The 26,251-nt window shown below is 42.3% G+C and carries 23 protein-coding genes, 1 other RNA gene and 1 pseudogene; 10 read left to right on the forward strand and 15 right to left on the reverse strand.

Features of this window, described 5'->3' with window-relative positions; genetic code table 11:
- Positions 1 to 39: 39 nt before the first annotated feature.
- Positions 40 to 720, reverse strand: a complete 681-nt coding sequence (surE, locus tag RMX69_RS06630; RefSeq protein ID WP_322636941.1) for a 5'/3'-nucleotidase SurE — start codon at positions 718 to 720, stop codon at positions 40 to 42.
- Positions 721 to 1,580: 860 nt separating this feature from the next.
- Between surE and psb32 the strand changes: the two genes are divergently transcribed.
- Positions 1,581 to 2,318 carry a photosystem II repair protein Psb32 gene (gene psb32 / locus RMX69_RS06635; protein ID WP_289798481.1) on the forward strand — a complete coding sequence of 246 codons (738 nt, stop codon included), beginning with the start codon at positions 1,581 to 1,583 and terminating at the stop codon, positions 2,316 to 2,318.
- A 73-nt stretch (positions 2,319 to 2,391) separates the two neighbouring features.
- Here the strand turns inward: psb32 and RMX69_RS06640 are convergent, their stop codons facing one another.
- From RMX69_RS06640 to RMX69_RS06650, 3 genes are all read right to left on the reverse strand, one after another.
- Positions 2,392 to 2,775, reverse strand: a complete 384-nt coding sequence (locus RMX69_RS06640; RefSeq protein WP_289798480.1) for a DUF4346 domain-containing protein — start codon at positions 2,773 to 2,775, stop codon at positions 2,392 to 2,394.
- A gap of 89 nt (positions 2,776 to 2,864) precedes the next feature.
- The gene (locus tag RMX69_RS06645; RefSeq protein ID WP_289798479.1) at positions 2,865 to 4,046 is read right to left on the reverse strand and encodes a GNAT family N-acetyltransferase; all 1,182 of its coding nucleotides are present in this window, start codon (positions 4,044 to 4,046) and stop codon (positions 2,865 to 2,867) included.
- 209 nt (positions 4,047 to 4,255) lie between these two features.
- On the reverse strand, positions 4,256 to 4,996 hold the full coding sequence (locus RMX69_RS06650; protein WP_289798478.1) for a RibD family protein: 741 nt from the start codon (positions 4,994 to 4,996) through the stop codon (positions 4,256 to 4,258).
- A gap of 293 nt (positions 4,997 to 5,289) precedes the next feature.
- Between RMX69_RS06650 and RMX69_RS06655 the strand changes: the two genes are divergently transcribed.
- Positions 5,290 to 7,419: an ATP-binding protein gene (locus RMX69_RS06655; RefSeq protein WP_322636943.1), complete on the forward strand. Its 2,130-nt coding sequence runs from the start codon at positions 5,290 to 5,292 to the stop codon at positions 7,417 to 7,419.
- Positions 7,420 to 7,453: 34 nt separating this feature from the next.
- Here the strand turns inward: RMX69_RS06655 and RMX69_RS06660 are convergent, their stop codons facing one another.
- From RMX69_RS06660 to RMX69_RS06675, 4 genes are all read right to left on the reverse strand, one after another.
- Positions 7,454 to 7,957, reverse strand: a complete 504-nt coding sequence (locus RMX69_RS06660; protein ID WP_289798476.1) for a hypothetical protein — start codon at positions 7,955 to 7,957, stop codon at positions 7,454 to 7,456.
- 182 nt (positions 7,958 to 8,139) lie between these two features.
- The gene (locus tag RMX69_RS06665) at positions 8,140 to 9,252 is read right to left on the reverse strand and encodes a Gfo/Idh/MocA family oxidoreductase (RefSeq protein ID WP_322636945.1); all 1,113 of its coding nucleotides are present in this window, start codon (positions 9,250 to 9,252) and stop codon (positions 8,140 to 8,142) included.
- Positions 9,253 to 9,368: 116 nt separating this feature from the next.
- A complete protein-coding gene (rnc, locus tag RMX69_RS06670) occupies positions 9,369 to 10,088 on the reverse strand; it encodes a ribonuclease III (RefSeq protein WP_289798474.1) in 720 nt (239 codons plus the stop codon).
- Positions 10,089 to 10,187: 99 nt separating this feature from the next.
- Positions 10,188 to 10,361, reverse strand: a complete 174-nt coding sequence (locus RMX69_RS06675) for a hypothetical protein (RefSeq protein ID WP_289798473.1) — start codon at positions 10,359 to 10,361, stop codon at positions 10,188 to 10,190.
- 129 nt (positions 10,362 to 10,490) lie between these two features.
- Here RMX69_RS06675 and RMX69_RS06680 point away from each other — a divergent pair, with 129 nt between their 5' ends.
- Positions 10,491 to 10,862: a hypothetical protein gene (locus RMX69_RS06680; protein WP_322636947.1), complete on the forward strand. Its 372-nt coding sequence runs from the start codon at positions 10,491 to 10,493 to the stop codon at positions 10,860 to 10,862.
- A 420-nt stretch (positions 10,863 to 11,282) separates the two neighbouring features.
- Here RMX69_RS06680 and rnpB read toward each other — a convergent pair.
- From rnpB to groL, 4 genes are all read right to left on the reverse strand, one after another.
- Positions 11,283 to 11,708, reverse strand: an RNA gene (gene rnpB / locus RMX69_RS06685) — RNase P RNA component class A.
- A 45-nt stretch (positions 11,709 to 11,753) separates the two neighbouring features.
- Positions 11,754 to 12,452: a hypothetical protein gene (locus RMX69_RS06690; protein ID WP_289798472.1), complete on the reverse strand. Its 699-nt coding sequence runs from the start codon at positions 12,450 to 12,452 to the stop codon at positions 11,754 to 11,756.
- A gap of 64 nt (positions 12,453 to 12,516) precedes the next feature.
- Positions 12,517 to 13,659, reverse strand: a complete 1,143-nt coding sequence (corA, locus tag RMX69_RS06695) for a magnesium/cobalt transporter CorA (protein WP_289798471.1) — start codon at positions 13,657 to 13,659, stop codon at positions 12,517 to 12,519.
- A 372-nt stretch (positions 13,660 to 14,031) separates the two neighbouring features.
- Positions 14,032 to 15,705: a chaperonin GroEL gene (gene groL, locus RMX69_RS06700; RefSeq protein WP_069068951.1), complete on the reverse strand. Its 1,674-nt coding sequence runs from the start codon at positions 15,703 to 15,705 to the stop codon at positions 14,032 to 14,034.
- A gap of 158 nt (positions 15,706 to 15,863) precedes the next feature.
- Here groL and RMX69_RS06705 point away from each other — a divergent pair, with 158 nt between their 5' ends.
- Positions 15,864 to 16,946: an MraY family glycosyltransferase gene (locus tag RMX69_RS06705; RefSeq protein ID WP_289798470.1), complete on the forward strand. Its 1,083-nt coding sequence runs from the start codon at positions 15,864 to 15,866 to the stop codon at positions 16,944 to 16,946.
- Between the two features lie 61 nt (positions 16,947 to 17,007).
- Here the strand turns inward: RMX69_RS06705 and RMX69_RS06710 are convergent.
- Both RMX69_RS06710 and fabG read right to left on the reverse strand, forming a co-directional pair.
- A pseudogene (locus RMX69_RS06710) lies at positions 17,008 to 17,811 on the reverse strand (Rpn family recombination-promoting nuclease/putative transposase); the annotation flags it as partial.
- A 136-nt stretch (positions 17,812 to 17,947) separates the two neighbouring features.
- Positions 17,948 to 18,694 (reverse strand): 3-oxoacyl-[acyl-carrier-protein] reductase, encoded by a 747-nt coding sequence (gene fabG, locus RMX69_RS06715; RefSeq protein WP_322636950.1) that lies wholly within the window; start codon positions 18,692 to 18,694, stop codon positions 17,948 to 17,950.
- 652 nt (positions 18,695 to 19,346) lie between these two features.
- Here fabG and trxA point away from each other — a divergent pair.
- Positions 19,347 to 19,664 carry a thioredoxin gene (gene trxA, locus RMX69_RS06720; RefSeq protein WP_289798468.1) on the forward strand — a complete coding sequence of 106 codons (318 nt, stop codon included), beginning with the start codon at positions 19,347 to 19,349 and terminating at the stop codon, positions 19,662 to 19,664.
- Positions 19,665 to 20,269: 605 nt separating this feature from the next.
- Here the strand turns inward: trxA and RMX69_RS06725 are convergent.
- The gene (locus RMX69_RS06725; protein ID WP_322636951.1) at positions 20,270 to 20,947 is read right to left on the reverse strand and encodes a caspase family protein; all 678 of its coding nucleotides are present in this window, start codon (positions 20,945 to 20,947) and stop codon (positions 20,270 to 20,272) included.
- A 372-nt stretch (positions 20,948 to 21,319) separates the two neighbouring features.
- On the opposite strand from RMX69_RS06725, the gene RMX69_RS06730 reads away from it, so the two are divergent.
- The 5 genes from RMX69_RS06730 (at position 21,320) to RMX69_RS06750 (ending at position 26,236) form a co-directional block, all read left to right on the forward strand.
- Positions 21,320 to 21,721 carry a CU044_2847 family protein gene (locus RMX69_RS06730; protein WP_322636953.1) on the forward strand — a complete coding sequence of 134 codons (402 nt, stop codon included), beginning with the start codon at positions 21,320 to 21,322 and terminating at the stop codon, positions 21,719 to 21,721.
- Positions 21,718 to 22,428: a TIGR04283 family arsenosugar biosynthesis glycosyltransferase gene (locus RMX69_RS06735; RefSeq protein WP_322636954.1), complete on the forward strand. Its 711-nt coding sequence runs from the start codon at positions 21,718 to 21,720 to the stop codon at positions 22,426 to 22,428. The genes RMX69_RS06730 and RMX69_RS06735 overlap by 4 nt, the downstream gene beginning before the upstream one ends.
- 321 nt (positions 22,429 to 22,749) lie before the next feature.
- On the forward strand, positions 22,750 to 23,508 hold the full coding sequence (locus tag RMX69_RS06740; protein ID WP_289798463.1) for a TVP38/TMEM64 family protein: 759 nt from the start codon (positions 22,750 to 22,752) through the stop codon (positions 23,506 to 23,508).
- The gene (locus RMX69_RS06745; RefSeq protein WP_322636956.1) at positions 23,477 to 24,319 is read left to right on the forward strand and encodes a TVP38/TMEM64 family protein; all 843 of its coding nucleotides are present in this window, start codon (positions 23,477 to 23,479) and stop codon (positions 24,317 to 24,319) included. Before RMX69_RS06740 ends, RMX69_RS06745 begins: the two co-directional genes overlap by 32 nt.
- Positions 24,320 to 24,685: 366 nt before the next feature.
- Complete coding sequence (locus tag RMX69_RS06750; protein ID WP_322636958.1) at positions 24,686 to 26,236, forward strand: mercuric reductase; 1,551 nt, start codon at positions 24,686 to 24,688, stop codon at positions 26,234 to 26,236.
- Positions 26,237 to 26,251 lie beyond the last annotated feature (15 nt).

A 26,251-nucleotide genomic window follows, 5' to 3' on the forward strand; every position in this document is an offset into this window, starting at 1 on the left:
TTAAGGCGCTGTGACCTAACTAGTAACTGATGGCTAATGTCAAACTCTTAACTGGGTGACGGCGATATTACCAGAAAAACATACATCTACATCGCTGCCAGGAGTGCGATCGCGTTTGCCATATTCCCCTACGTAATAAAAATCATCACCTTCAATTCGATAGTTAACGGGCAAAGGTTTGGTACAAGCTTGGCAAAATACCACTTTAGGATCTGGTTCTCCTGGTTGCAGATGCGGCAGATTCACATTCCAAAAGCTTCCCGGTTCTAAGGGACGCTTGAGTAAATCTGCTAAAACTTCAGCAGTGAATTTGGCAGCCAGATCCCAATCAAAATCCTGTTTGGCTTTGCGATACTGAGAAATGGCAACTCCGGGAATCCCATGCATCGCTGCTTCCCGCACAGCAGCCACTGTGCCAGAAATATAGGCATCGACTCCCAAGTTGCCCCCAGCGTTGATACCTGAAAGTACAAATTTGACATCTGCGTGAATTTGTGTTATTGCAATTCTCACGCAATCAGCGGGAGTACCTGCGATCGCATACTCAGTCTCAGAACGTCGCTGGAGGTTGATAGCACGAGTAGTAGTAACTTGATGTCCACAGCCAGACTGATGATCGGCAGGAGCCGCGATAATAGAATTTTTGCCGTTTACAGCTTTCAGCAGCGCTTGGATACCAGGGGCATCAATGCCATCGTCGTTAGTTAAAAGTATAGTCATGTATATATGATATTGATTTAGCTAAAATATCAAAAAAATGCAGATATCAACCATCACATAGACATCTACAGCAACATTTCCCAGGCGGAGCCTGGGAACGCATTCATTGAGTCTGACAGGAGGCAGAGCCTCTAAATCAGGCAATATCATGTCCGCGTAATTAGTTATGCTAACCGCAGTCATTACACCCCACACGCCAGATGCTCCACTTGGGGAGACCCCATCGCCCTTGGCGTCTCCCCTTGGGAGAAGACCGCACTGGCTCCCCTTAATCCCCTCTCCCCGCTCTTCGGGAGGGGAGACAAAGCGTAGCTTTGGCGGGGTGGGGTTCTTCGGGTTTAATAAGCAATCAAGCGGACATGATATAAAATCCGCTTTATACCTGGGTAACAGACTTAGCTTGTCTACCTCGCCTACTTGAAATCTGCTGTATGTAAATTAAATATGCATTGTCCAGAACCCTTGTAGAGAGGTAGCAGGATAACGTCTTGACATTCTTTTTCATTCATATATCTAATTGAGTATGGCAGGAAAAGCTACTCGCAGATATGAAAAAATATGGCGTTGCTGAACCAAAATAGAAATCATGCGATATGATTTCTAGATGGTTTGCAAATTCCGCCCTCAGCATTTGGGTTAATTCCCAAAATGGGCGGTATTTCTTGTGACTAGTAAGGGGTTTAGCGTCAGGTTAATGCTTGCAACCGCTTCAGAACAAGTTTGTGTAATCAAAAATCCCGTACAATATACATATTTGCTGGGAATATCAGAAATTTTACACTGAAGAAAATCGGGAACGAGGTGATTTTTGCAGTGGTTCTGTAGTATTTTTGGTGCAAGTCTGTCTTAGGGATCACACGATGAAACAGCTCCTCAAACAAGTTTTTAGCAGTCAAAAACACCTCATACGGCTAATTCTACCTTTGGTGACGGTTATTTTCGCAGCCTCACTGTTTGCTACACCTGCTTTAGCCACAGGTGTATATCAAATACCCAGCCTGACAGCAGGGAATGACACTTGGGTTTTGGATCAAGGCGAAGTCATCAGCCGTCTGAATGAAGGCAAGATTAGTAGCGCTTTTAAGGATTTGGCAAAGCAAACAGATAAGGAAGTAAGAATTGTTACTGTTCGCCGCCTCGACTACGGGGAAACACCAGAAAGCTTTACTAAAGAACTGTTTGAAAAATGGTTTCCGACAAAAGCAGCCCAAGCTAATCAAACCTTATTGGTTCTTGATACAGTTACCAATGGTACTGCCATTATTACTGGGGATCAAGTCAAGCCAATACTTACTGACTCTATTGCCGAGAGTGTCGCTACTGAGACAGTAAGTGTGCCGTTACGCAATGGTGACAAATACAATCAGGCATTTCTTGATGCAAGCGATCGCCTTGTCGCCGTTCTCTCTGGCAAAACCGATCCAGGGCCACCCAAAATAACTGACAATGTGCAGGTTGGAGGCACTTACAAGAAAGCAGAAGAAACCAACCAAGGTAACGCTACTGCTTGGGTAGTAGGATTGTTAATTGCTGCCACTGTTATCCCAATGGCAACTTACTATATCTATCAGATAAATCAGCCCTCTTCTAATGGGTAATGCGGGAGTTAGGAGTTAGGAGTTAGGAGTTAGGAATTTGTAACTCTTAATTTTTAACTCCTCACTCCTAACTTTAATCTTGAACATACTCTTGCCGTGTAACTAAAGCTACCTCAGCCCGGACAAATTCTCGACCTAAATAAGCTGCATGATCTAATTGAGTTACCAAAGTGGGCTGAGTTTCTTCAAAAATTTTCACGCAAAGTTCTTTCGCCGTCCTCGCGCTAAAAACTGTTGTATGAGTTCGTTCTACCTTTTCTCGCGCCGGAATAACCTTTCCCGTTTCGGGATCGACAGCTAAACCGCGATCGTCAATCACATTTGTAAAATGCTTGGCATAAATTAATCCTGCATCTCGATCTAAGTAAATAATGAAATATCCACCGGGATCGAGGTCAATATGACGCTGGGAAAGTTTATCATCAATTGCGGCTAAATCTTCAAGTATTAAATCCATAAGCATTATAAAAAGAAATTTTCTTTTTTCAGGGTTTTACACTCTATCTCAAGTGTAATTCGTCCTTTACCCTCTGCCTTGGCAAACTTTTAAGAATCTCGGTTACTAAATGGCAACTCTGCATTAATTGCCTCAATCTGCTGCTGTTCGAGTTGGTTCACTTCCTTAATATAGGGACGGATAATTTGTCCTAAACGATTATTGTAAAAGCGGTGCAAACTGTGATTGGGCATAGCGGGGAAACCACGGCGTTTTTTATGTCGTCCACCCGCGCCAGGATCAAAAATTTGGATATTGTTAGCGATCGCCCACTCAATCGGTGCATAATAACAAGCATCAAAATGTAAGCAATCTATTTCTTGAAAACTCCCCCAATAGCGTCCATAGAGTTTGTCATCTTTAAATAAACAAAAAGACATTCCTAAAGGATGAGAATTATCTTCCTCGCTATATGCGGCAACAAACAAGACTCGATGGCGATAATCGGTGTGTAGCTGCTCAAAAAATCTCCGTGTGAGATACTTGCTACCCCACCAGCCAAACTTATCACAGGTGTCAGCATAGAATTGGTGCATCAAGGGAAACAAAGACTGAGGTATTTGATCGCCACTCAGTGGTTGCAATCGTAAACCTGCTTTCTCCACAGCTTTGCGTTCCCGCTTGATATTGCGGCGTTGATTGGCGTTAAACACCTTCAAGTAATCATCAAAAGTTTTAAAACCAGCATTTTCCCATATATAGCTGTGGTGCAGCCAAGTTGTAAAGCCATGCCGTTCCAGCATCGGCCGCCATTGGGGATCGACGTAGAGAAAATGACACCCAGAAATCCGGTTTTTGGAGCAAAAAGTGTCAATTTCATGCACCATCAGCGCTGTGATTTCATCCTCGTCTTCTCCTGGGGCGATTAAGAAGCGATAACCTTCTGCTGGCGTAAATGGTGTCATTCCCAGCAATTTTGGGTAATATTGGACTCCGATGCGATCGGCTAACTCTGCCCATTGGTGATCGAAAACAAATTCACCAGAACTATGTCCTTTAAGATAGAGTGGCGCAGCAGCAATCAGCGTTTTATCTCGCCACAATGTCAAGTGATTTGGCAACCAACCAGTTTTAGCCGTAACACTCTGGGAAGTTTCGAGATTATTCAGCCACTCCCATTCTAAAAATGGCGTTTTGAGTGGCATTGCCAAAGCATTCCAAGCATTTTGGGGTACTTCAGCGATTTTGTTCGTCCAAACGACAGAATAGCGAGGCTTAAGTTGTTCCACCATCTTAGAGGAGTAGGGAGTAGGGAGTGGGGAGCGGGCAGTGGGGAGCAGGGGTGCAGAGGAGACAAGGGGGACAAGGGAGACAAGGGGAAATTATTGAACAAGTCTCTCCCTTGTCTCCCCCCTCTTCCTTGTCTACCTTGTCTCTTCTCTATGCCCAATGCCCAATCCCCAATGCCCAATGTCCAATAAATAACTTAACTTAGCGTAATCTAATCTGCTGGTCGTTGCAGACGATAGTGCAAAAACACTTCTTGCTCAACTGTATGAACTTCTATGAGTTGTAACTTGGGAGCCAAATCAGGTAAAAATCCTTTCCCTTCGACCGGTGTGGGTGCAGTATTACCACCTAAAATCAGCGGACAGACAGTTAGCCATAATTCATCAATTAAGTCTAATTCCAGCAAAGAAGCGACTAATTCACCTCCACCCAAGATCGCCAAGCGTGTTATATGTAGAGTGGCTAGATACTTTAAAGCTGCGGGAATGTCAATTTCTAGCGTTGGTGTTTCAAAAACCAGAATCTTCTCAAATTCTGAAGGGTACTCCTGTACTCCGATTCCCAACGTTGAGTGAAGCGTCTGTAAGCGTTCTTTCCACGAAAATTCTCCTGCTGTTGTCGTGAGTAGCCAGCGTCTAACTGGTTGCTTAAAAAAGTGAATTTCCGGATTAAGGTTTGCAGAGTTTGTAATCACTATATGAACTGGTTGCTGAGGCTTCCCTCCTTGTGCCCGGAGTTGCACTAGAGTTGGATCGGTTACAGTAAGTGTTGTTCCGTATGCGTCCAGAGTACCAGCACCGAATAAAACGGCATCAGAGGCAGCAATTTGTTTTTCTAAGTGTGCTTTATCAACCTTTGAGCCGAACCGAGCAGGCGATCGCTTAAAATCTGATATCTTGCCATCTGCACTCATTGCTAAAACAACTGTAGTATGAGGACGATGTTGTAACATTAAATAGATTTGATAGTTTTAAGATTTTCTTTAGTCGTATGTAGATTCTCAAAAAAACCATACCTGCAAGCTACTATTTTATCATTTCACCACTGTATTGATATGCAACACAAATCGCTTCTACATTTAGCATATACGAGGTTTGGTATACCACGTTTCTTTTTGAATTATAGCAATTTGTTATTTTTAAACATTGAAAATAAAATTCTGATAATTTAATAAAATGTCTCATCTAGCTGGTTTAATTGCATATCTTTGGTGTTGTAGATTGCAGGTGCAAAGTGAGACACTTGATGACTAATTCCCGCCAATCTTCCTTTCGTCGAATTTTAGTAACGAGAATATTGCTGCTGTTTGTTCCAGTTTTACTTGTAGGGGAAATTGTTGCCTTGAATAAGGCACGTACTAGTATATTGAGAACTGCACGGCAAAATTTAACAGAAAGTGCCATCAGCAAAGGGGAGAGAATTGGTGATGCGATCGCAATCTTAAAAGCTAATTTGCAGAGTGTAAGTAAAACAACGGTTATTCCGTCGGATTCACCTATACAAGAGCAAGAACTTCTCAAGCAGTTAAAGCAACAACTTCCAGCCAGTATTGAGTGCATCCAATTAACGGATCTGCAAAACCAGAAAATAGTTGCCAGTAGCTGTGGGGATCAAGCTATTGGAGAATTGAGATTACCCTTCCCTAGTGACGGAATTAATGTCAAAGCAATCTTCCCGCCAAAAGCAGGAATGACTGGGAAAAGAAATACACAAAATCAACTGCAAATAGTTCTATCTGCACCAATCTTCGATAGCCGAAGAAGTTCAGTTTACAGTTTAAGTATTCAGTCTGCATTGTACCAACAAACCAGAAATCCGCCGGGATCGCTCACGGGCGCTATGGTAGTAATTGCTGAAGATGGAACAATTTTGGCACACCCATTCACCGATTGGGTGGGAACTAATATCAATCAGCACCCTCATGCTTCCCAAATCAAGAGCATAATTAAAAATGCAATTACGGGAAAAAATGATTCGATAAATTTGTCTTTTACACAGGGAGAAGAATTAGTAGCTGGCTATACAGCTATTGCAAATCCACTCACTCAAGAGCAGCAGCAAAAATGGATAATTTTAGCTGTTACTAGTGTCGATAATGCGCTTTTTGGTTTAGAGGAAATCAAATTAATTCTCATTGTTTTGACAGTTGGTTTGATTGGTGCAAGTTTGTTAGCATCTTTATACTTAGCTCCTTACTTGGCCCGTCCTGTAGAAGAATTGCGAGACTATGCTCTCAATATTCACTCTCACCATGCCGCACAACCAGTTCCGCACAATTTTCAAATTCGGGAATTCAATCAACTGGCCCAAGCATTAGACCAAATGGTAGAACGGCTGAAAGCTGGATCGGAAGAATTAGAAATAGCTTGGAAAGAAGCAAAAAGCGCTAACCAAATTAAAAGCCAGTTTTTGGCTACGACTTCCCATGAATTGAGAAACCCATTAAATATTATTATTAACTGTATTCGCCTGGTTGAAGAAGGCTTATGTGATGACCGGGAAGAAGAAATGGAGTTTCTCAAACGTGCCGATGAAACAACGATTCACTTGTTAGGTATTATTAATGATTTACTCGACATTTCTAAAATCGAAGCAGGTAAGCTTTCAGTTGTTTCCACGCCTATTGACCTCCGACAACTATTGTTAGAGGTAATTAATTTACAATCAGTTAATGTCCAACAAAAGGGCTTGCAATTGAAATGTGAGTTAGCTTCCAAAGTGATACCAATTAAGGCAGACGCGGGCAAACTGAAGCAAGTGCTGATTAATGTTATCGGCAACGCCACTAAGTTCACCGACACCGGAAGCATCACCATTGCTACAGAAATTCAATCTAGTAATGGTAAATCTCAGGTGGTAGTAGCTGTCAAAGATACAGGTATAGGCATCGATCCGACTCAACAGCACAAACTATTTCGCCCCTTTGTAATGGTGAATGGCACTACGACACGTCAGTTTGAAGGTACTGGACTGGGACTAGCAATTTCACGAAACTTAATCGAACTCATGGGAGGCAGTATTACTCTTGAGAGTGCGGGACTTTATCAAGGTACGACACTGAAAATTACCTTACCTTTGATTGATATCTCGCTGTTAGCTGTTCCAAAAAAAGAAGCAAATGTCGGGGATTTGGGATTCTCCTCTGCGAATGAGCCAGTAAAGGCAAGCCGCTACCCCAACCTACAGGAGTCTGGAGGAAGTTCTTCTTTGGCAATCAACAAATCTGTGAAAGTAGAGGTAGACAAAGAAAAGTTCCCGAAGTCCCAGTTGCTATTTGGAAATGAGACTTGCGAGATTCGTCTTTCGCCCTTGCAAACTATTTTGGTAAGTCTTCCAAAAGGAGGAGTTTGTGTGAATGGGACTTTTGAAAGGTAATCCTTGCTAGACTCTAATTTCCTAACTCCTAACTCTATGGTTTCGATCTAGATTGAGAAGCGTTACTAAATAACCAAGATACAAGATTAGGAATCGTAGCAGCCCCAAAAGAGAATAGCGCAATAATTGCATCACGAGGTAAAACGCCATCTAACCAGCTACCCTGGATTCTGGAAACGGGAAAATCTTGATCTAGACCGATTTGAATCTGTTTAGTTCTGCCAGAGAAGCGGGCTTCTATGCCTTTTTTGGGAACAATTTGCAGATGGCGTATTAGTTGAATATTTAAAGGAATATCAGGGTTTTCTCCCATGAGAAATTGATTTTGTTTAATTTCTTGTTCCTGCCCTACCATGCGAATTTTGCCTTCGACAATAGTAGAAACATCTAAATCATCTCTGAGATCGCTGCCATTTCTATCCACATCTATAAACTGAACATTTTTGGTTTCTATCTTGCCTCTAAACCATTGTTCTGTTTCATATTTGGCAGCTTTGGCTAAGGTAATATAAATATTGGTGTTTTGTGGAAGTTCCAAGTTTAATTCTTGATTATCTGGATTTAAAATAAATTCTAGAGGTGTTGTTATTCAATGCGATCTGCGATCGCAAAGACGCGATAAATCGCCGTCTCTACAAAGGGCTGATTCTTGTAAAGACGGCGTTTATCCCGTCTCTTGCCTTAACCGAACAGTATTAGGCGGTTATTCTCAGGGGAAAATTAGACTTGAGAGCAGTTGTTTAGAAAAACAGGTTTGCCGCCTTGTTCAAGAGATACTGTCAGAGCAGCAAGAATTTCTACTAACTGTGTGCCTACCCAGCCAGACGAAATCTCTGAGGGAGTATTGTTGAAGATAGAGTCAACAAAACAAGAGCAAACTCGCCCCAATGGTTCCCCTGGCTCTAATTCCAGCACTATCTGCTTTTGATTTACCGGAATAAAATGATTACCCTGCTGTTCAAACTCCCCATGCAGCAGCGTTAGAGGTGATAATTGCGACATTTCATCAAAAATCAAACTACCAAGGCTACCTACAATCCCCAGCCGTCGCTGCTTATCAGGATTTAACCAACACAAATGAATATAAGCTTGAAAGCCATCTGGGTATGTCAGTGTCAACCATACCACATCGGCCAAACCTTGAGGCAGAGGAGAATTTATATCTTTCTTCTCCTCTGCTCCCCTGCTCCCCTGCTCCCCGGTCACTGAGCGTAGTCGAAGTGCTGCTCCCTGTAGCCACACCGTACCCGTAGCTTGTACTTTCACAGGAATCTGACCCAGCCAAGCGTTAAAGATAGCAATATCGTGAATAGCTAAATCCCACAGCGCATCAACATCTTGCCGAACAGGCCCTAAATGGGTGCGTGTCGCGTAGCCATAGCGTAAATCACCTAATTTACCCGCTTGTACTACACTTTGCCCTTGCTCAACTGCTGGATGAAATAAATAAGTGTGGTCAACCATGAGTATTAAATGATGCTGCTCTGCTAACTGGCAAAGTTCCCGACATTCTGCGGGATCAAGAGTTAGGGGTTTTTCTGCTAAAACATGGTATCCCTCTTGTAGAGAGTCTTTAATTAAAGCATAGTGGGTGGTAGCCGGAGTTGCGATCGCCACCCCTGTCAACCCTGGCACTTTTTTTAAATCTTCCCACTGGGTTGTCAATATTACATTTTCATCTAAATTAAACTGCTGTTTAACCGCCGCTAATCGTTCTGGATGGGGATCTACTACAGCAACTACATCTACTTGAGGATGTGCTAAGAAATTCCGCAGCAGATGCACTCCCCAACGCCCAACTCCGATAACAGCAATTTTAATTTGGTTTGTCATTTGTCATTTATCATTTGTCATTAGTTATTTGTCATTTGTCATTTGTATACAAAGGACTAGGGACAAATGACCACTGACAATCAACTGATTATCGGCTAATTGCTCTTATTTTAAGCTCAGGGTATTTGCGGGTTAGGTATTGCTAAAAAAGCCACCTTAGCTGCGGCTTGTTCAGCAGTTTTGATCGATCGCCCTTTACCTTCTCCGAGTTTATTTCCGTGCAGCCACACTTCAGCCATAAAACGTTCTTGATTACGGTGCGGTTGAGTGACTTCCACAACACGATATTCTGGTAAAACTTTAAATTGCGCCTGAGTCCATTCTTGGAGAGCAGCTTTGTAATTAAGTCTGGCAGGATCGAGGCGAATTTCTGTCGTTAGTTGTTGGAAGTGGGGATCTAGCCAAGAGCGAATCAATTCCAGATTTTGAGTACTTAAGTAAAGCGCACCCAGAACTGCTTCAAAAGCATCTGCCAGTCGTGACTCTAGACCAACTTTATCAGCGGTAGCACTGCCAGCGACTAGTAAGTATAACTCCAAACCATAAACTCTGGCCAATTGGGCGAGGATGCGATCGCTTACCAACACCGAACGAATTGCCGCAAAATCCCCTACTGGACAATCGGGATAATTTTCCCATAACACAACAGCCGACACCAGGCGCACCACTGCATCGCCAACAAACTCTAGCTGTTCATAATTTGCTGAATCAGAGACAGTGGGATGAGTGAGCGCTAAATCCAGCAATTCCCACTTTATAGGTGCTTCTAGCGACAAACCTAATTTTTGGACTAAACTTTCGAGTTGCCGTTGACGGCGTGGATAGGCAAGGGGCATTACGTGAAAAGGGGAAGGGGGCAGGGGAGCAGCTAAGGTAACTAGCTATCTATACTTGTATATCTAAATCTCTTGGACTATTACTCTAACAACTTTTTGCTACTTCTCTCTATCTAGCTTTTCTTGGATAGCTTGACGGCAAAATTCAGGAGGATCGTCTTTAGCTTTCACTTCTTGCTTCATTTCCTTGGTGACACGAAAATTTAATTGTTCGGTTAATTCCTTGCTTGGTTGATTTCCAAAATTTTCAGGTTTTCCCTTAGCTTTAGCCATTTATATAGAAACGTAAATATAGCTTTAAGTCGATGTTAACAACGGAATAGAGTTTTATATCGGTGGCGATCGTGTCTTGCAAACTAGTTCACCACCGATTCCCACTTTTACAAGAGGTAACTCTATTTTATGTTTACGCGCACAGAATTAGAAGTTAAAAGCTTGAGAGCATTACGTGATTTGTGTCTGATACAGTATGGCATCCAAGCAATAAGAAACCCTGCTGATAAGGCATCCTATATTAATGCACTCCTGACTTTTCCTGTTGTAGCTTGTAAGCAAGTAGCGGAAAATAAAGGATTGAAGTCTCCCATATTCTCTAAAGTAGAAGCGCTAGAAGCTATGGGAACACCGACACCAGAGCAGTCAGCATTGCTCAAGGTGACGATGGAGGGGAGGAAACTAGAGTATCCAGCACGGTACAGTCAAGAGAAACTGTTTGGACTCTATCGGGTTAAATGGTATTTGGATACAGCATTAGAGATATTGGGAATACTTTAGGGACTTCCAAGAAATAAATTATCCATTTTGTGGGGTGGGCAACATGACATTGGTGTCAACTTAACGTGAAACCGATGTCCCGCGAGGAACTGAAGTTCCTTGCTCATAGCAAAAGTCATCTAAAAGATGACTAAATATCCCGGAAAATCTTTAGTCATCTTTAGATGACTTGAGCTGTTAGCCTGGAACTTTAGTTCTAGGCGGGTGATGAAGCCAACAGTGAAGCCATTTATAGCTTAAGTTGACACGTATGGCAACATGAGCGCCCTAAATCTGGGACGGGTGGGGACACCCATCCCACAAGAAAATTTGGGATGTTTTTTTATTTGGAAGTCCCTTAGATGATGAATTAGCGATCGCATAAAACCCATACAAAAAATAATAGAGTACAAACCGTGAAAGGTTCATACTCCATTAGAGGGGAGAGAGCAGGACATAAGCCGGGTTCTGTTCTCTTGCGAGGGCAGTTATCTATCTGGGACGTTTGTTACCAAACGCCTCAAGCGGCTCTCATTGAGCGGAACTGGTAAAAGACCAACCGTAGTTCCTATCGCCTTGCTCCCAACCGGGGTTTACCGAGCCAGCACCTCTCGATACTGCTGGTGCGCTCTTACCGCACCTTTGCACCCTTACCAGATCAATTAAAAATGTAAAATTAAAAATTAAAAATTACTCATTTTAGATTTTTAATTTTTAATTTTTAATTGATCTGGCGGTATCTTTCTGTGGCACTATCCTCACGATCGCTCGCACTGGACGTTATCCAGCAAGTTTGGTCTTTCGGGAGTCCGGACTTTCCTCAAACCAGTAACTATGACTGATCTGCAACCGCCTGCGCCTACTCTCTCCTTAGATCCAGTGTAATCTTGGATGACGTAGTATGTTGAGATGTTATTGCTTTTTTTTATTCCAAGGTAGAGCGTAAGTCCAAGGTAGTTTCCTGACTGTGAAAGGACAATTGATAATACTAATGGGAGGAAAATCACGACCTGGGGCTAGACCTAAACGCACTTCAGATATCCGTAGCACCAGTTGCAGGGAAAAGTCCAACTCCTTTTTTCTATTAATAAAGTCGTTGTACAACTTTTTTTGCCCTTTTTGTAGCCCGTTGATATCAATTAGTGGTTTTTTTGCTGAATAGGTTCCAGCTACTTGATCGCGCTCGAAAACGTCTTCTGCTGTCACTGTTTCAGAAAGTGTTTTCTTGGGAGCAATCAGGCTAGGACTTTGGGGTACTGCTAAGTCGCGGGTTAAGTCTGGTGATTTCCGAATTACGCGGCGCGATTGCTTACTATGTTCAACAACTAAAGAACTATTATCCCAGTCAACGTATACGGCAACATTATCCGATTTATTTTCAATGCTAATTCCTAAATCTTTCAAATCGTCAATTGGGTATGAGGGTTTGAGTTTAAAGGAAATTCCAATTTTATCGTCGAGATTGTGTTCTTTGAGTTGTTCGTCAACAGTTCCTTTTTTAAACTCAAATTTAACTTGGTCATCGATGGATTCAATCATGCGGTTGAAAACGTATGAAACACCGATAATATAAATTGTCAAAACTACTAAATTTTGGTCGCTACTCCTCATAACTCAGAATCTTAACTCCCGGTGCTAATGAATATATATTTGACTCATCGCTAATATACAATTTTTAATTGCGCTTGATTACTACAGAATTTTGTAGCCACCCTCTTCGCCAAAAAAAGAATAGCAAACTAACTGCGATCGCTATCATTACTGCCCAGCAAAGTGGATAGCCCCAATACCAATTCAATTCAGGCATATTATATGGCGATTTTTCCGTATCGAAATTCATACCATATATTCCTGCAACAAAAGTCAGTGGGATAAAGATTGTTGAAACTATCGTTAGCACCTTCATGATTTCATTCATTTTATTACTCACTGCCGAAAGATACACATCCATTAATCCAGATGCTAATTCTCGGTAAGTTTCTACCATATCCATCACTTGCACTGTATGGTCATAACAATCTCGCAGGTAGATTCGCACTTCTTCACTAATCAATTCACTCCCATCTCGAATCAAGGAATTAATTGCATCCCTCTGGGGCCAGATAGCACGACGTAGTTGCAGTAATTCTCGCCTAATTTGATAAATATTTTGTAGTGTTTGTGGGGTAGGTCTGACTACTACCTCCTCTTCTAACTCTTCAATTCGCTCACCATAAAGCTCCAGTACGGGGAAAAAGCCATCAATAATTGCATCTAACACAGCGTAAGCTAAATAATCTGCTCCTTGTTTACGGATGATACCTTTATTTTTTTCAATTCGCGATCGCACTCCTTCAAAACAATCATGTTCTGGTTCTTCTTGGACTGTCAGCAGATAATTTTTTCCTAATATCAAACTCACTTGCTCGCTATAAAAACCACATATTTTTTCCTTTGCTACTACCATCCGAGCAATAAATAACAATTGGTCTTCATAATCCTCTGTTTTGGGACGTTCTGGCACATTGACTATATCTTCTAAAACTAGAGGATGTAATTCAAAAACTTTACCCAATCGTTGTAATATATCTTGACTACCTAAACCTTGCACGTCTACCCAAGAAACCGATTCTGCGTCAAGATAGGGAACACACTCCTCTGGAGTTTCTATTTGTTCGCGGATGAAATTGGTTTGGTTATAGTCAATCAAAAAAATTATTGGTGGTGGAGCATCTGCATCAATAAAAATGGTTCCAGGTATAGTCCCTGGTTGGTGATGGAACTCATCTTCATAGAGCTTGGTGAGTAGTTTAGGAAGACGACGTAGTTTTCGTGCCATGCAATATTACCTAATAGTGATTAGTCATTTGTCATTTGTTACTTGTACTGAGCCTAGTCGTAAAGCCTGCGGCATATCTACGCTTAGGGCGCAGCCTCTCCAAGAGTTGTATTTGTTGTTAGTGAATAACAAAGGACATAAGAATAACTTACACGTCCTTTTACAAAAATTAATATAAAGACGGTAATTTCTAAATTAAGCAATTATTTAAGTTGCTAATTTGGTCATCAGCCCGATTAAATATTACGAATTACGAATTACAAATTACGAATTGGTATAGCATATTGCCTTTGAATCAGCAATGCTACAAAAAAAACAGTTTGCCTTGGCAAGACAAACTGCTAAAAAAATATTTATCTGGATGAGCAGAAGTTAGAACATACCCATGCCGCCCATGCCGCCCATGCCGCCCATGCCACCCATACCGCCCATACCACCCATATCAGGGGCAGGAGCAGCGGATTTCTTCTCTGGCTTTTCAACAACGATCGCTTCGGTGGTTAAGACCAAACCAGCAATGGAACCAGCGTTTTGCAAAGCTGAACGCACGACTTTGGCAGGGTCGATAATCCCAGCAGCAATCAAGTCTTCAAATTCGCCAGTAGCGGCGTTGTAGCCAATGTTGAAGTCGCTATCCCGAACTTTCGAGACAATTACAGAACCTTCCGCACCAGCGTTGTCTGCTATTTGGCGCAAGGGGGCTTCTAGCGCTCGTTCGACAATATCAGCCCCAATTCTTTCTTCGTCATTTTGCAAGGTCTTTTTAATCGCTTCTACCGCCTTAGCTAAGTGAATCAAGGTTGTGCCACCACCAGGAACAATACCTTCTTCCACAGCAGCTTTAGTAGCGTTGAGCGCGTCTTCAATCCGCAGTTTCCGGTCTTTGAGTTCGGTTTCGGTTGCCGCACCCACTTTAATCACTGCCACGCCGCCAGCGAGCTTGGCGATGCGTTCTTGGAGTTTTTCTTGATCGTATTCAGAATCAGTTTCTTCTAACTGTCTGCGAATTTGACCAATCCGCTTTTGTACTTCTGGCTTGGTGACACTGCCAGCGACAATTGTGGTGCTTTCTTTGTCAATGGTGATTTTGCGGGCAGTTCCCAGTGCTTCTAAAGCAGCGGTATCCAAGCTTAAGCCGATTTCTTCCGAAATCAACTGTCCATCGGTGAGAATAGCAATATCTTCTAACAAAGCTTTGCGGCGATCGCCAAACCCAGGTGCTTTAATTGCAGCTACGGCCAGTACACCCCGCGCTTTATTCACCACCAGAGTTGCCAAAGCATCACCTTCGACATCTTCAGCAATAATTAGCAAAGGCTGACCAGAACGGGCAACTTTTTCCAAAATCGGCACTAAATCTTGGATGCTGCTGATTTTTTTATCTGTCACCAAGATTCGGGCGTTTTCAAATTCGACGATTTGCCGTTCGTTGTTGGTGACGAAGTAGGGAGAAATATAACCCCTGTCAATCTGCATCCCTTCAACTACTTCTAGTTCAGTTGTGAGGGATTTAGATTCTTCAACGGTAATTACACCATCTTTGGTGACTTTTTCCATTGCTTGAGCTAACATTTGGCCAACTTCTTCATCGTTACCAGCAGAAACAGTGGCAACTTGAGCGATCGCACTTCCTTCTACTGGCTTGGCTATTTTGGCAATTTCTTCTACCAATGCCTCAATAGTTTTGTCGATCCCGCGTCTCAAGCTAACAGGGTTACTACCTGCCGCGACGTTCTTCAAACCTTCTCGAATTAAGGCTTGTGCTAAAACGGTGGCGGTGGTTGTACCATCCCCAGCGACATCTTTAGTTTTTGAGGCTACTTCCTGGATGAGTCTTGCACCAGTATTTTCCAAAGGATCTTCTAATTCAATTTCCTTGGCAACAGTGATACCATCGTTGACAATTTGAGGTGCGCCAAATTTTTTCTCTAAAAGGACATTGCGACCTTTAGGCCCCAAGGTGATTTTTACAGCATCGGCAAGGGCGTTAACACCCCTTTCTAGAGCTCTCCGAGATTCCTCGTCAAATGCAATAATTTTCGCCATGTTTTATTTCTCCAGCGCTTCCATTAGACAATTTAGCACTCACAGCGCCAGAGTGCTAATCTCTCAACCTACTCAAGTTACAAATGGAAATAAAAAAAATTGATTAATATACAGGTGATGCTCATATTAGATACTGGCAGTAATGCTTGAATTGGGAGATGAATCTAGACAACTCCCTTAAGTCCCTTGGTATTGCCGACCCTAGCGGCACCGGCTGGTTGGCAGTAGTATTTACGTTCCTCTTGGCTTGGCTTGTAACTTGGCGTTTAATTCCGACAGTACGCAAATTCGCCTTGCGGGTAGGTTGGGCTGACCAACCCAACGCCCGGCGACTCAACCGAGAACCTTTACCCAATGCAGGGGGGCTGGCTATCTACGCGGGCGTGATTGCCGCGCTGGTATTAGCTAGCCTTTTACGACCGATCGAACTCCAAAACGTATTGGCTCAGGTGCTCACTATTCTGTTGGGGGGTTCGATATTAGTCCTTGTGGGCTTTATTGACGATCAATTTGGCTTACCGCCCTCTGTGCGATTGTGGGCGCAAATTGTCACGGCACTTTTGCTGGTAGCTAATGGCATCAGCGTCAAAGTCCTGTTTGGCACTCCCATCGACTCGCTTCTGTCCATGTTGCTAACAGTACTATGGGTAGTAGGGATTACCAACGCCATCAATTTGATGGATGGTATGGATGGCTTGGCAGGAGGAATTAGCTTTATTACCGCCATGAGTTTGTTGGGCGTTGCTGCTCAATTTAACAATCGTGCAGCGGCAATCTTAGTCCTCGCAGCTTTGGGAGGTGCTGCACTAGGATTTTTGCGCCATAATTTCCATCCATCACGCATTATTATGGGTGATGCTGGAGCATACTTTTTCGGTTATGTGTTGGCGGCAACTAGTATTTTAGGAAAACTGCAACAAAACACAATTTATGCGCTAATTCCCACGGTTTTATTTCTATTATTGCCGGTGCTAGACACCACTCAAGTATTTGTGCGACGGCTACTAGCAGGAAATAACCCTCTGAGTACTCCTGGCAAAGACCACCTGCACCACCGCTTACTTGCTTGGGGACTCTCCCAGCGCAATGCTGCGTTTACCCTTTGGTCAATTACCTTAGTTTTCAACTTGCTGGCGATGAGAATACAAGGTATGAGTTTGGCTGTAATGCTGACAACTGCCAGTAGCATTATCCTGCTTTTGGGCTTTACAGTCTGGCAAAGGATACGCCAACAGCCTTAGTTACTGGTAGGGTGGGCATTGCAGTGCTAGCCCTACTATGTTTATTCAGTCCATCAAAAATTCAAGCTTGAGTTAAATTGTCTTGCAACCAAGCAACTAAATCTCCTTCTGTGGAAAAATCCAACAGTGCCTCGGCTAGATTTTAAAGCTGTTCGATAGATAACTGGCTGATACCCTCTTGCAATTGCGGACTCAAATTACCAATGCGTCGTCGTAACTGGCGCATGACTAGCTCTAGAGTTGTTTCCTGCTTGAGTTCCTCATAAAGTCTAGTCGTTTTAATATCAAAATCACCGAGTCCAAACATTTTTATTAACTCCTGACGACTGATACGCGGTAGTTTGTAAACTACAATTGTTTCTATTAAATCTAGCACTTTCTTTTGAAGTGCTTTATCGCTCAATTCCGAACGTGTCTTTGTAATCAAATTTTTGACTAATATGGGAGTTTGTTTTTTATTTACAACTACTAGTTTGATAATACCAACTCCCAAGGAATATTCAGTTACTTCTCCAAGCTCGTTTAAATATAGCCTCGTTACAAGTTGGCTTTCGAGTAAGACTCGATAAGGTTGGACTTGGGTTGGTTCAAGGCTACGGCGAGGGAATATAACTACTGCTCGCCAATCTATAGTAGGTGCGTAAAGTCGTAAATACAGAAATATTTCTGAAAATAAACGAGCATAAAATTCATTATCTTTTTGAAATTGAACCTCTACAAAATAAATCGGCTGATGACTAGTGTCAGCAACAGAAAGAAAGACTCCATCAATGCGAAATGCTGTTTGCTTTAATTCTACTGAAGCGAAATTATATGCATTTGCTTTTGATGGTTGCAGATTAATTAATTCAAAAAAAGCACTGGGGAAAGTTTGAAATCAACGATAAAAAATAGAGTCTGTTTTCATAACTAGTCTGTCAAATATTATTTAATAAGTTCGTAGTTGGCGCTAAAGCGCCAACTACGAAAATCGCTACCCCTCAATTATTTAGCTCAACTATTTAAGCCATTACCATGCCGCCATCGACGTTAAAGACTTGTCCGGTGACGTAAGCGGCGGCGGGATCGGCAGCGAGGAAACGCACCATCCCAGCAACTTCTTCAGGTTGACCGAAGCGACCGAGTGGGATGTATTTCAGAATATCTTCGGGGTTGTTGAGATCGCTGGTCATGTCGGTGGTGATGAATCCAGGTGCGACGGCGTTAACGGTGATCCCACGAGTAGCTAGTTCTTTGGCAACGCTTTTGGTAAAGCCGATTACACCTGCTTTGGCGGCGCTATAGTTTGACTGACCTGGGTTGCCCATTTGCCCAGCAACGGAGGTAATATTGATAATCCGCCCCGATCGCTGCTTCAGCATGATTTTACTGGCAGCGCGTGTACATAAGAAAACACCAGTTAGGTTAAGGTCTATTACAGCTTGCCAATCTTCTGGCTTCAAACGCAAAAGCAGTGTGTCGCGCGTAATTCCGGCATTATTGACCAAAATATCCACACGCTTAAACTTTTCCATAACGGTGTTAACTAGCGTGTCTACTTGATCGCCTTTAGAAACGTCTGCTTGGATCGCGATCGCTTGACCTCCGGCTGCTGTAATTTCTGTAACAACTGCTTCAGCCGCAGCACTAGAACTGGCATAATTAACAACTGCGATCGCTCCTTGTGAAGCTAATTCAATTGCGATCGCGCGGCCAATTCCTCGTGATGCACCTGTGACAATTGCGACTTTATCTTGTAATAGTGTCATTTAATGTTCCTCAATCTTAGAAATACCGCGCTAATTATCTTATGGTGATTTCGGGAACATCTGAATATTGTCTGAGTAAAATCCCACTCTTGCGGGATGACAATCTTGCTGTCATGCTCCAAATTAGATAGCTAATAGATAAAGTTATATGTCGTATTTAGCTAGATACAGGTATCCTGAATCAAATGCCCAGAAATAAGATCCCGACTTGATAAAAGTTGTCGGGGACGCGGGTTGCAATTCTGACAAATCAAATAGGATTGCTATATAACTCGAATAACACGAATTAACGTTTTACTATAATTAAATATCTATAGTTATTTCTCTGTGAATAGATGAATAACTTGAAGCAATATATTCACCTGGCTGGATAGACTAGAAAGTGTTGCAGCTAGACCCTTCGTAGATATCACTCTCGTGAACGCCTTTATAATTATTTGGTTAGTCAGGATAGGTTTAAATACATATTTAATGCGGATGCACAACCTCAAAAAAATACCTATTTTATTATAATAATTTAATATTTTGGGTTACTAAATCGTTCTATATTAACTAATTTAATCTTTTCCCAACAAAAACCCATGAACCTATACCTATTTTATTTTCTAAGAATTACTATTGAAACAAACAATTGAAAATCGGTGTGTGTCACATGGCAACTAAAAAGCAATTCAACAGCTTTGAAGAGATGCTGTCTGCTTCTGATGTACCTGTATTAGTAGATTTTTATGCTGACTGGTGTGGTCCCTGTCAAATGATGGTGCCAATTTTAGAGCAAGTCAATGCCCAACTTAAGGATCGCTTAAGGATTGTCAAAATCGACACAGAAAAATACACAGATTTGGCTACTGAGTATAAAATTGCATCTCTTCCAACCTTAGTACTGTTTAAGCAGGGTAAGCCTGTGGATAGGATAGAGGGAGTGATGCAAGCACCGCAGTTGGTGCAATATCTACAAACAAAGATTTAAGCTAACACTTAGAATTTTGATTTTAGTTCTTAGAGGCGCGAAATATCGCGTCTCTTTCAATAGATAGATAATAATCTGCGCCCATATTAATCAAATCACTGTTTTATTAAACTTCTAGGAGCTATAGGACTCTATTTGATTGGGTGAAAAACTTTGAAAAGCCTGATTCCCTATTACCTGCCTATGGCGCTTGCACTGTACTTTGAGTAGCACGCAAATAAGTTTAAAAATTAAATCGGATTGCGAGCAAACCTTAAGTAAATATTAAGCATATTTACTTATATATCTAGAGAAAGTAGTTTAGAAGTTGAGATGTATATATTGTATAGATATAACAAAATATCTTGACAAGTAAAGCAATATATGAGCTATAAACAGCAAAAACCTGATAAAGCCTATATTTGGGTGAATATTGACTTTGATAAAGTTAAACATAGAATAGATGCGGTAACTTGCCAGATTGAGCGGGTTATACAAAAGCACCAAATTTCAAATCAAACTGCTAACTCAGGTAGAAGAAACAATTAGGTTATCTCTAGGGCAATATCTACGATGGGCTAAGGGCGTGCCATCGTTTACTTCTAGTCTTGATTCTTTCCTGCTCTCTATTTTACGCTTCTATGCAGCCTCACATAGAATTGGTATAAGTCTACTAAGGTGTAGTTACTCACCCAACGGTCTTGTTTTGGTTCCAAACCTTGAAGCAGTGCAGCAGTGAGAACGCTGTGTTGGCTGTTAATCTCTTCAAAAACTACTTCAAAACCACGAGAAGCCGCAATAAAACACCTGTCTCTGCCTTTACCGCGATCGCCTGGATCTGCCTCTGCAAAATTTAGCACTTCTCCGCTATAACAGCAATCCAAAATCACAATTTGTTGTCTGACTTCACTTTCTTGCAGCAGTCGCCGCAGCCATTGCAAAGAGAATCCCCAATTACCCGCATCGGGGTTGACTTCACTCGTTGCTAAAAAGCCTTCCTGAATCCCCAGATTTTTCCGCAATCCATGACCAGAAAAATACAGCAGTGCTGTGTCAGGTGGCTTACCATCTGGCTTAAACAATTGGACGATCGCTTTTTCTAACTGAGTTAAACTAACTTTAGTTTGCTTACCAATGCGAATCGTCTCATTTTCCTTATCTTTGACTGCTGGTAGCCGCGTTACCCGAAACTCCCCATATTGTTGTAAGATTTGAGCGATCGCTTCACCATCGGCAGCTGGTGCGTTGAGACTTTTTAAGCGGTCATACGTATTAATTCTCACCACCAAAGCGTCTCGACTCATCCTGCAAAGCCCTATGATAGTTGTGCCGAATTATTTCCAGCTTCTACAAGAAATTTACCGCATTTTCCGTAAAATTTTGTAGATAAGCACAACTGGGCTATTTTAGAGGTTGTTTGAAAAGTGGTTTGCTGTATCTTTGTACTTATTGATCCCCCCTAACCCCCCTTAAAAAGGCTACGGTGTACACACAAGTCTTCTAGAGTTGCGCCACAGCCTTTTGATCCCCCCAACCCCCCTTAAAAAGGGGGGCAAAAAGCTCTCAAAGTCCCCCTTTTTAAGGGGGATTTAGGGGGATCTAGAACGTTTTGCTACCGAGAAGAAGACTTTTCAAACATCCTCTTAGACGCAATTTTTTTAGGCGAGATTTATCCCATGACTCAACTCACACCTATTCAATTAGAAGATGGCACGATTATTGACATTGAGGCTACAGATAATGTAGATGCTCCGCCAGTGATTACCGAAGTTTCCCCGGAGGGAGAAGAAGAAGCACTAATTGATAAGGGATGGGATGCTGATGCTGCACAAAAGCAAATAGTCCAAAATTTCCAAGCAATTGAAGGTACAATTCGGGCTTACACTGTTTATTCACTGAATGCTTTTAAGAAAATCCCTGTTGCCAATATTGATAAACTCACTTTAGAATTTGGGATCAAAGTTGGCGGTGAAGCAGGTATACCTTACATAACTAAAGGCACGGCTGAAAGTAATCTGAAGGTAACGGTAGAGTGTTCGTTTCCTGACCAACCGGAAAAGCAAACTCAGCAATCATGAGTGAGAGTATTGACGCTGCTAAAATTTCGATTATTATTCCGGCTATTAATGAGGCTGGGAATATTAAAAAAGCTATTGCTACTACTCAAGCCAATCTAAATATAGAAGTCATTGTAGTCGATGGTGGCTCTAGTGATGATACTGTAGCGATCGCTCAGTCTTTAAATGTCAAAGTTATCTCATCATCTCCCGGTCGTGCTGTGCAAATGAACGCGGGTGCTGTAGCAGCTAGCGGCGAAATTCTGTTATTTCTCCATGCAGATACCCGTTTGCCAACTGGGTTTGATGAGATGATTCGCACGGCATTACAACAGCCTGGGATTGTGGCTGGTGCTTTTAAGTTGCGGATTGATGCGTCACTTTTAAGTTTACGATGGGTAGAGTGGGGGGTAAATGTGCGATCGCATTTTTACCAAATGCCCTATGGCGACCAAGCAATTTTTTTAACTAAGGAAGTATTTCAGCAAATAGGTGGCTTTCCCGAATTGCCTATCATGGAAGATTTTGAACTCATGCGTCGTTTAAAAGGCATCGGACACGTTGTAATTATTCCTACACCAGTTGTCACCTCAGCTCGTAGATGGTTGCAAAAGGGAGTATTGAAAACTACGCTACTCAATCAAATAGTAATTATTGCTTATTTGCTCGGTGTTTCACCTGAGCGAATTTGTAGCTGGTATCGCCGAGAAAAATTTAAGAGGCTTTAAGCTGTTTCTCATGTGGGTAGTATATCTTAGGGGCATTGGATTTGAGGTGTAAATTTTAAAGTTGAGCCTCAGAAGGTCAACGTCAAGCCTCAGAAGGTCAAAGTTGAGCCTCAAAAAGTCAACATTGAGCCTCAGAAGGTCAAAGTTGAGCCTCAAAAAGTCAACGTCGAGCCTCAGAAGGTCAAAGTTGAGCCTCAAAAGGTCAAAGTCGAGCCTCAGAAGGTCAACGTCGAGCCTCAGAAGGTCAAAGTTGAGCCTCCGAAGGTCAAAGTTGAGCCTCAAAAGGTCAACGTCGAGCCTTAGAAGGTCAAATTTATAAAAATGAACAAGCGTTTATTAAATTCCAAACTCAAACTACTACTCCTAAGTTGCCTCGCTGTCACTTTCATAATTGCTGCTAAACAGTTAAACTTTCAGGGACTTTTACAAACTTTAGTCATTTGGGTTGAAAGTTTGGGTGTTTTAGGGCCTATCGCCTACATAGTTATTTACAACTTGGCAACGTTACTGTTTATACCGGGTTCTCTTCTAACCCTCAAAGGTGGTTGTCTGTTTGGTGTATTTTGGGGATCAATATATGTGCTAATTGCTGCAACAATTGGAGCAACCTTGGCTTTTATTATTGGACGCTACCTGTCACGGGATTGGGTTTCTCGACAAATGGAAAAACATCCTAAATTTAAAGCGATTGATTTAGCAGTTTCCAAAGAGGGATGGAAAATTGTTTTGCTAACTCGTCTCTCTCCTATCTTTCCCTTCAATTTATTAAATTATGCATTTGGAGTAACACAGGTTTCTCTCAAAGACTATATATTAGGTTCCTTCGGCATTATTCCCGGTAGTGTAATGTACGTTTATATTGGTTCTTTAGCTGGGAATCTTGCCATGATTAACACCTCTCATCAACCAATTACTCCAGAAACTCAAATCTGGCAATGGATAATGCGAGTAGTTGGGTTGATTGCTACCGTTGCTGTGACTGTGTATATCACAAAAATTGCTCAGAAAGCATTAGCTCAAAGTGTGGCAGTAGAAGAAATCACAACCCATGAAAAAACTAACAATCATTCAGATATTTAAAGCCTCTCTGCGAGACGCTACGCGAACGACTCCGCTCGGCTTTAACACTGAGCGAAGCCAAAGTGTTAAAAGTATTGATGCCAGAAACTTCCAGAAGTTTTTTAACCTCTGCGCATTAATATTACTAATATTGGCAAGTAGTTTCTCATTAAACACAGACCCGGCTTTGGCACAAGAATTGGCAAATTCAAATTCTTTCAATCCCCAAGCAATTTTACGTGAAGCTTTGCAGTGGATTGAAAGCCTGGGTGCGTTAGGAGCCATAGCTTTTATTGCTATTTATATTGTCGCTACCGTTGCTTTTTTCCCTGGTTCTATTCTCACTTTGGGGGCTGGTGTAATTTTTGGCGCAGTTTGGGGTTCTCTCTACGTGTTTATCGGTGCAACCCTTGGCGCTACCGCTGCTTTCCTCGTCGGACGTTATTTAGCAAGGAGTTGGGTTGCTGGTAAAATTGCAGATAACAAAAAATTTGCCGCCATTGACCAAGCGGTAGGTAAAGAAGGATTAAAAATTGTCCTGTTAACGCGACTGTCTCCCATATTTCCTTTCAATTTGCTCAACTATGCCTTTGGCATCACGGGAGTTTCACTTCAAGATTACTTCATCGGCTCTCTAGGGATGATTCCTGGAACCATCATGTACGTTTATATTGGTTCCCTTGCAGGTAATCTGGCGATGATTGGGACTGAGACTCAACCTACCAACCCAACTTTACAATGGGCAATTCGCATCTTGGGTTTGATTGCGACAGTCGCCGTTACAGTTTATGTAACCCGGATTGCCCGCAAAGCTTTAGAAGAGGAATTGTAGAGGTGGACAGTTGTGCTACCCTACTGTGGTCTATTAAACTGCAAATTTCTGTAAATTATTGATTGCTGAAACGTTTATACAGAAAAGCTTCAATCATATCTGTCAATTTGTCTCGTTCCCAGTCTGAGACTGGGGATGCCGTTCTAGAGGCTCCGCCTCCCTTGCTGGCGGCTCTGCCGCCAGGAGAAGCATTTCCAGGCGGAGGCTGAAAACGAGATTTGAAACAGGAAAGGTTCAATCGTATCTGTCAATTCCCAAACGGACAAAACAATTCAAAGGCTGTATTCCTTATTAGACAAGCATAAAAATAAAAGACTGAGCCGCCTAAATTAATCGGGATTCTTAATTTTAAAAGAGGTTCTGCCAATGACCAATTCAGATTTAGAGAGAGTCACAGTTCGCCCAATTGACGAGTATAACCAAAAGTTGGTGTCTTACGTCCATCCGCCAAATTGGGTTAATCCTCAACCTGCCGATGTTTACGACTTGGTAGTAATTGGTGCTGGTACAGCAGGATTAGTGGTGGCAGCGGGTGCTGCGGGTCTGGATTTGGGTTTAAAAGTGGCGTTAATTGAAAAGCATCTCATGGGTGGAGATTGCTTAAATGTTGGTTGCGTACCATCTAAAACTATTATTCGCTCTGCCCGCGTTGTTGGCGAAATCTGGAATGCTAAAGATTTGGGAGTTAATATTCCCCAACATAATATAGATGTTGATTTTCCCAAAGTCATGGACAGGATGCGGCGAATCAGGGCTGATATCAGCCCTAATGACTCGGCGGAACGGTTTAAAAAGTTGGGTGTCGATGTCTTTTTGGGTAGCGGTCGATTTGCAAGTAAAAATACCGTGGAAGTTGGCGACAAAACCCTCAAGTTTAAAAAGGCTGTAATTGCTACTGGCGCAAGAGCTGCACAACTGTCAATTCCGGGAATTGAACAGGCGGGTTATCTAACTAATGAGACGGTTTTTTCTCTGATTCAACGACCGGAACGTTTGGCGGTGATTGGCGGTGGCCCCATTGGTTGCGAATTGGCGCAAGCTTTCCGGCGCTTGGGTTCTGAGGTGGTGCTTTTCCATAGCGGTTCTCATCTCCTGAACAAAGAAGACGCTGAAGCGGCTAAAATTCTCCAAAAAGTTTTGATTAACGAAGGAATTCGCGTAGTGCTGAATTCCAAATTGGAAGAAGTGGTAACTGTCACCGAAGGGAAACGGCTTTACTTTTCCTCCAACGGTCATCGAGATTCGGTGACAGTCGATGAAATTTTAGTCGGTGCGGGGCGATCGCCAAATGTCGAAAATCTAAATTTAGAAGCTGTGGGTGTAGAATATGACAAGCACCAAGGCGTAAAGGTAAATGATTACCTCCAGACGACCAATCCCAAAATTTATGCAGCTGGCGATATCTGCATGAACTGGAAGTTTACCCATGCTGCTGATGCAGCGGCGCGGATTGTAATTAAAAATACCCTGTTTTCTCCCTTTGGTCTAGGACGCTCGAAACTCAGTAGTTTGGTGATGCCTTGGGTAACTTATACTGACCCAGAAATTGCTCACGTAGGGTTATACGAACACGAAGCGCAGAAATTGGGTATTGAGGTGACGACAATTAAGATACCTTTTAATAGTGTAGACCGAGCGATCGCAGATGGTGAAGAGTTAGGATTTCTCAAAATCCACCATAAAAAGGGGTCTGATGAAATTATCGGTGCAACTATTGTCGCTAGTCACGCGGGGGAGATGATTTCAGAAGTAACTACGGCAATGGTGAATAAGCTCGGTTTGAGCAAGTTAAGCAGTGTAATTCATCCTTATCCCACTCAAGCCGAAGCGATTAAAAAAGCCGCTGATGCTTATCGTCGAACACTTTTAACATCAAATACCAAAAAATTCTTGGGATTTCTGACAAAGTTATCTTGAGCAAAATCAGTGAAC

The organism is Nostoc sp. EspVER01 (assembly GCF_034530635.1).
Classification (GTDB): Bacteria; Cyanobacteriota; Cyanobacteriia; order Cyanobacteriales; family Nostocaceae; genus Nostoc.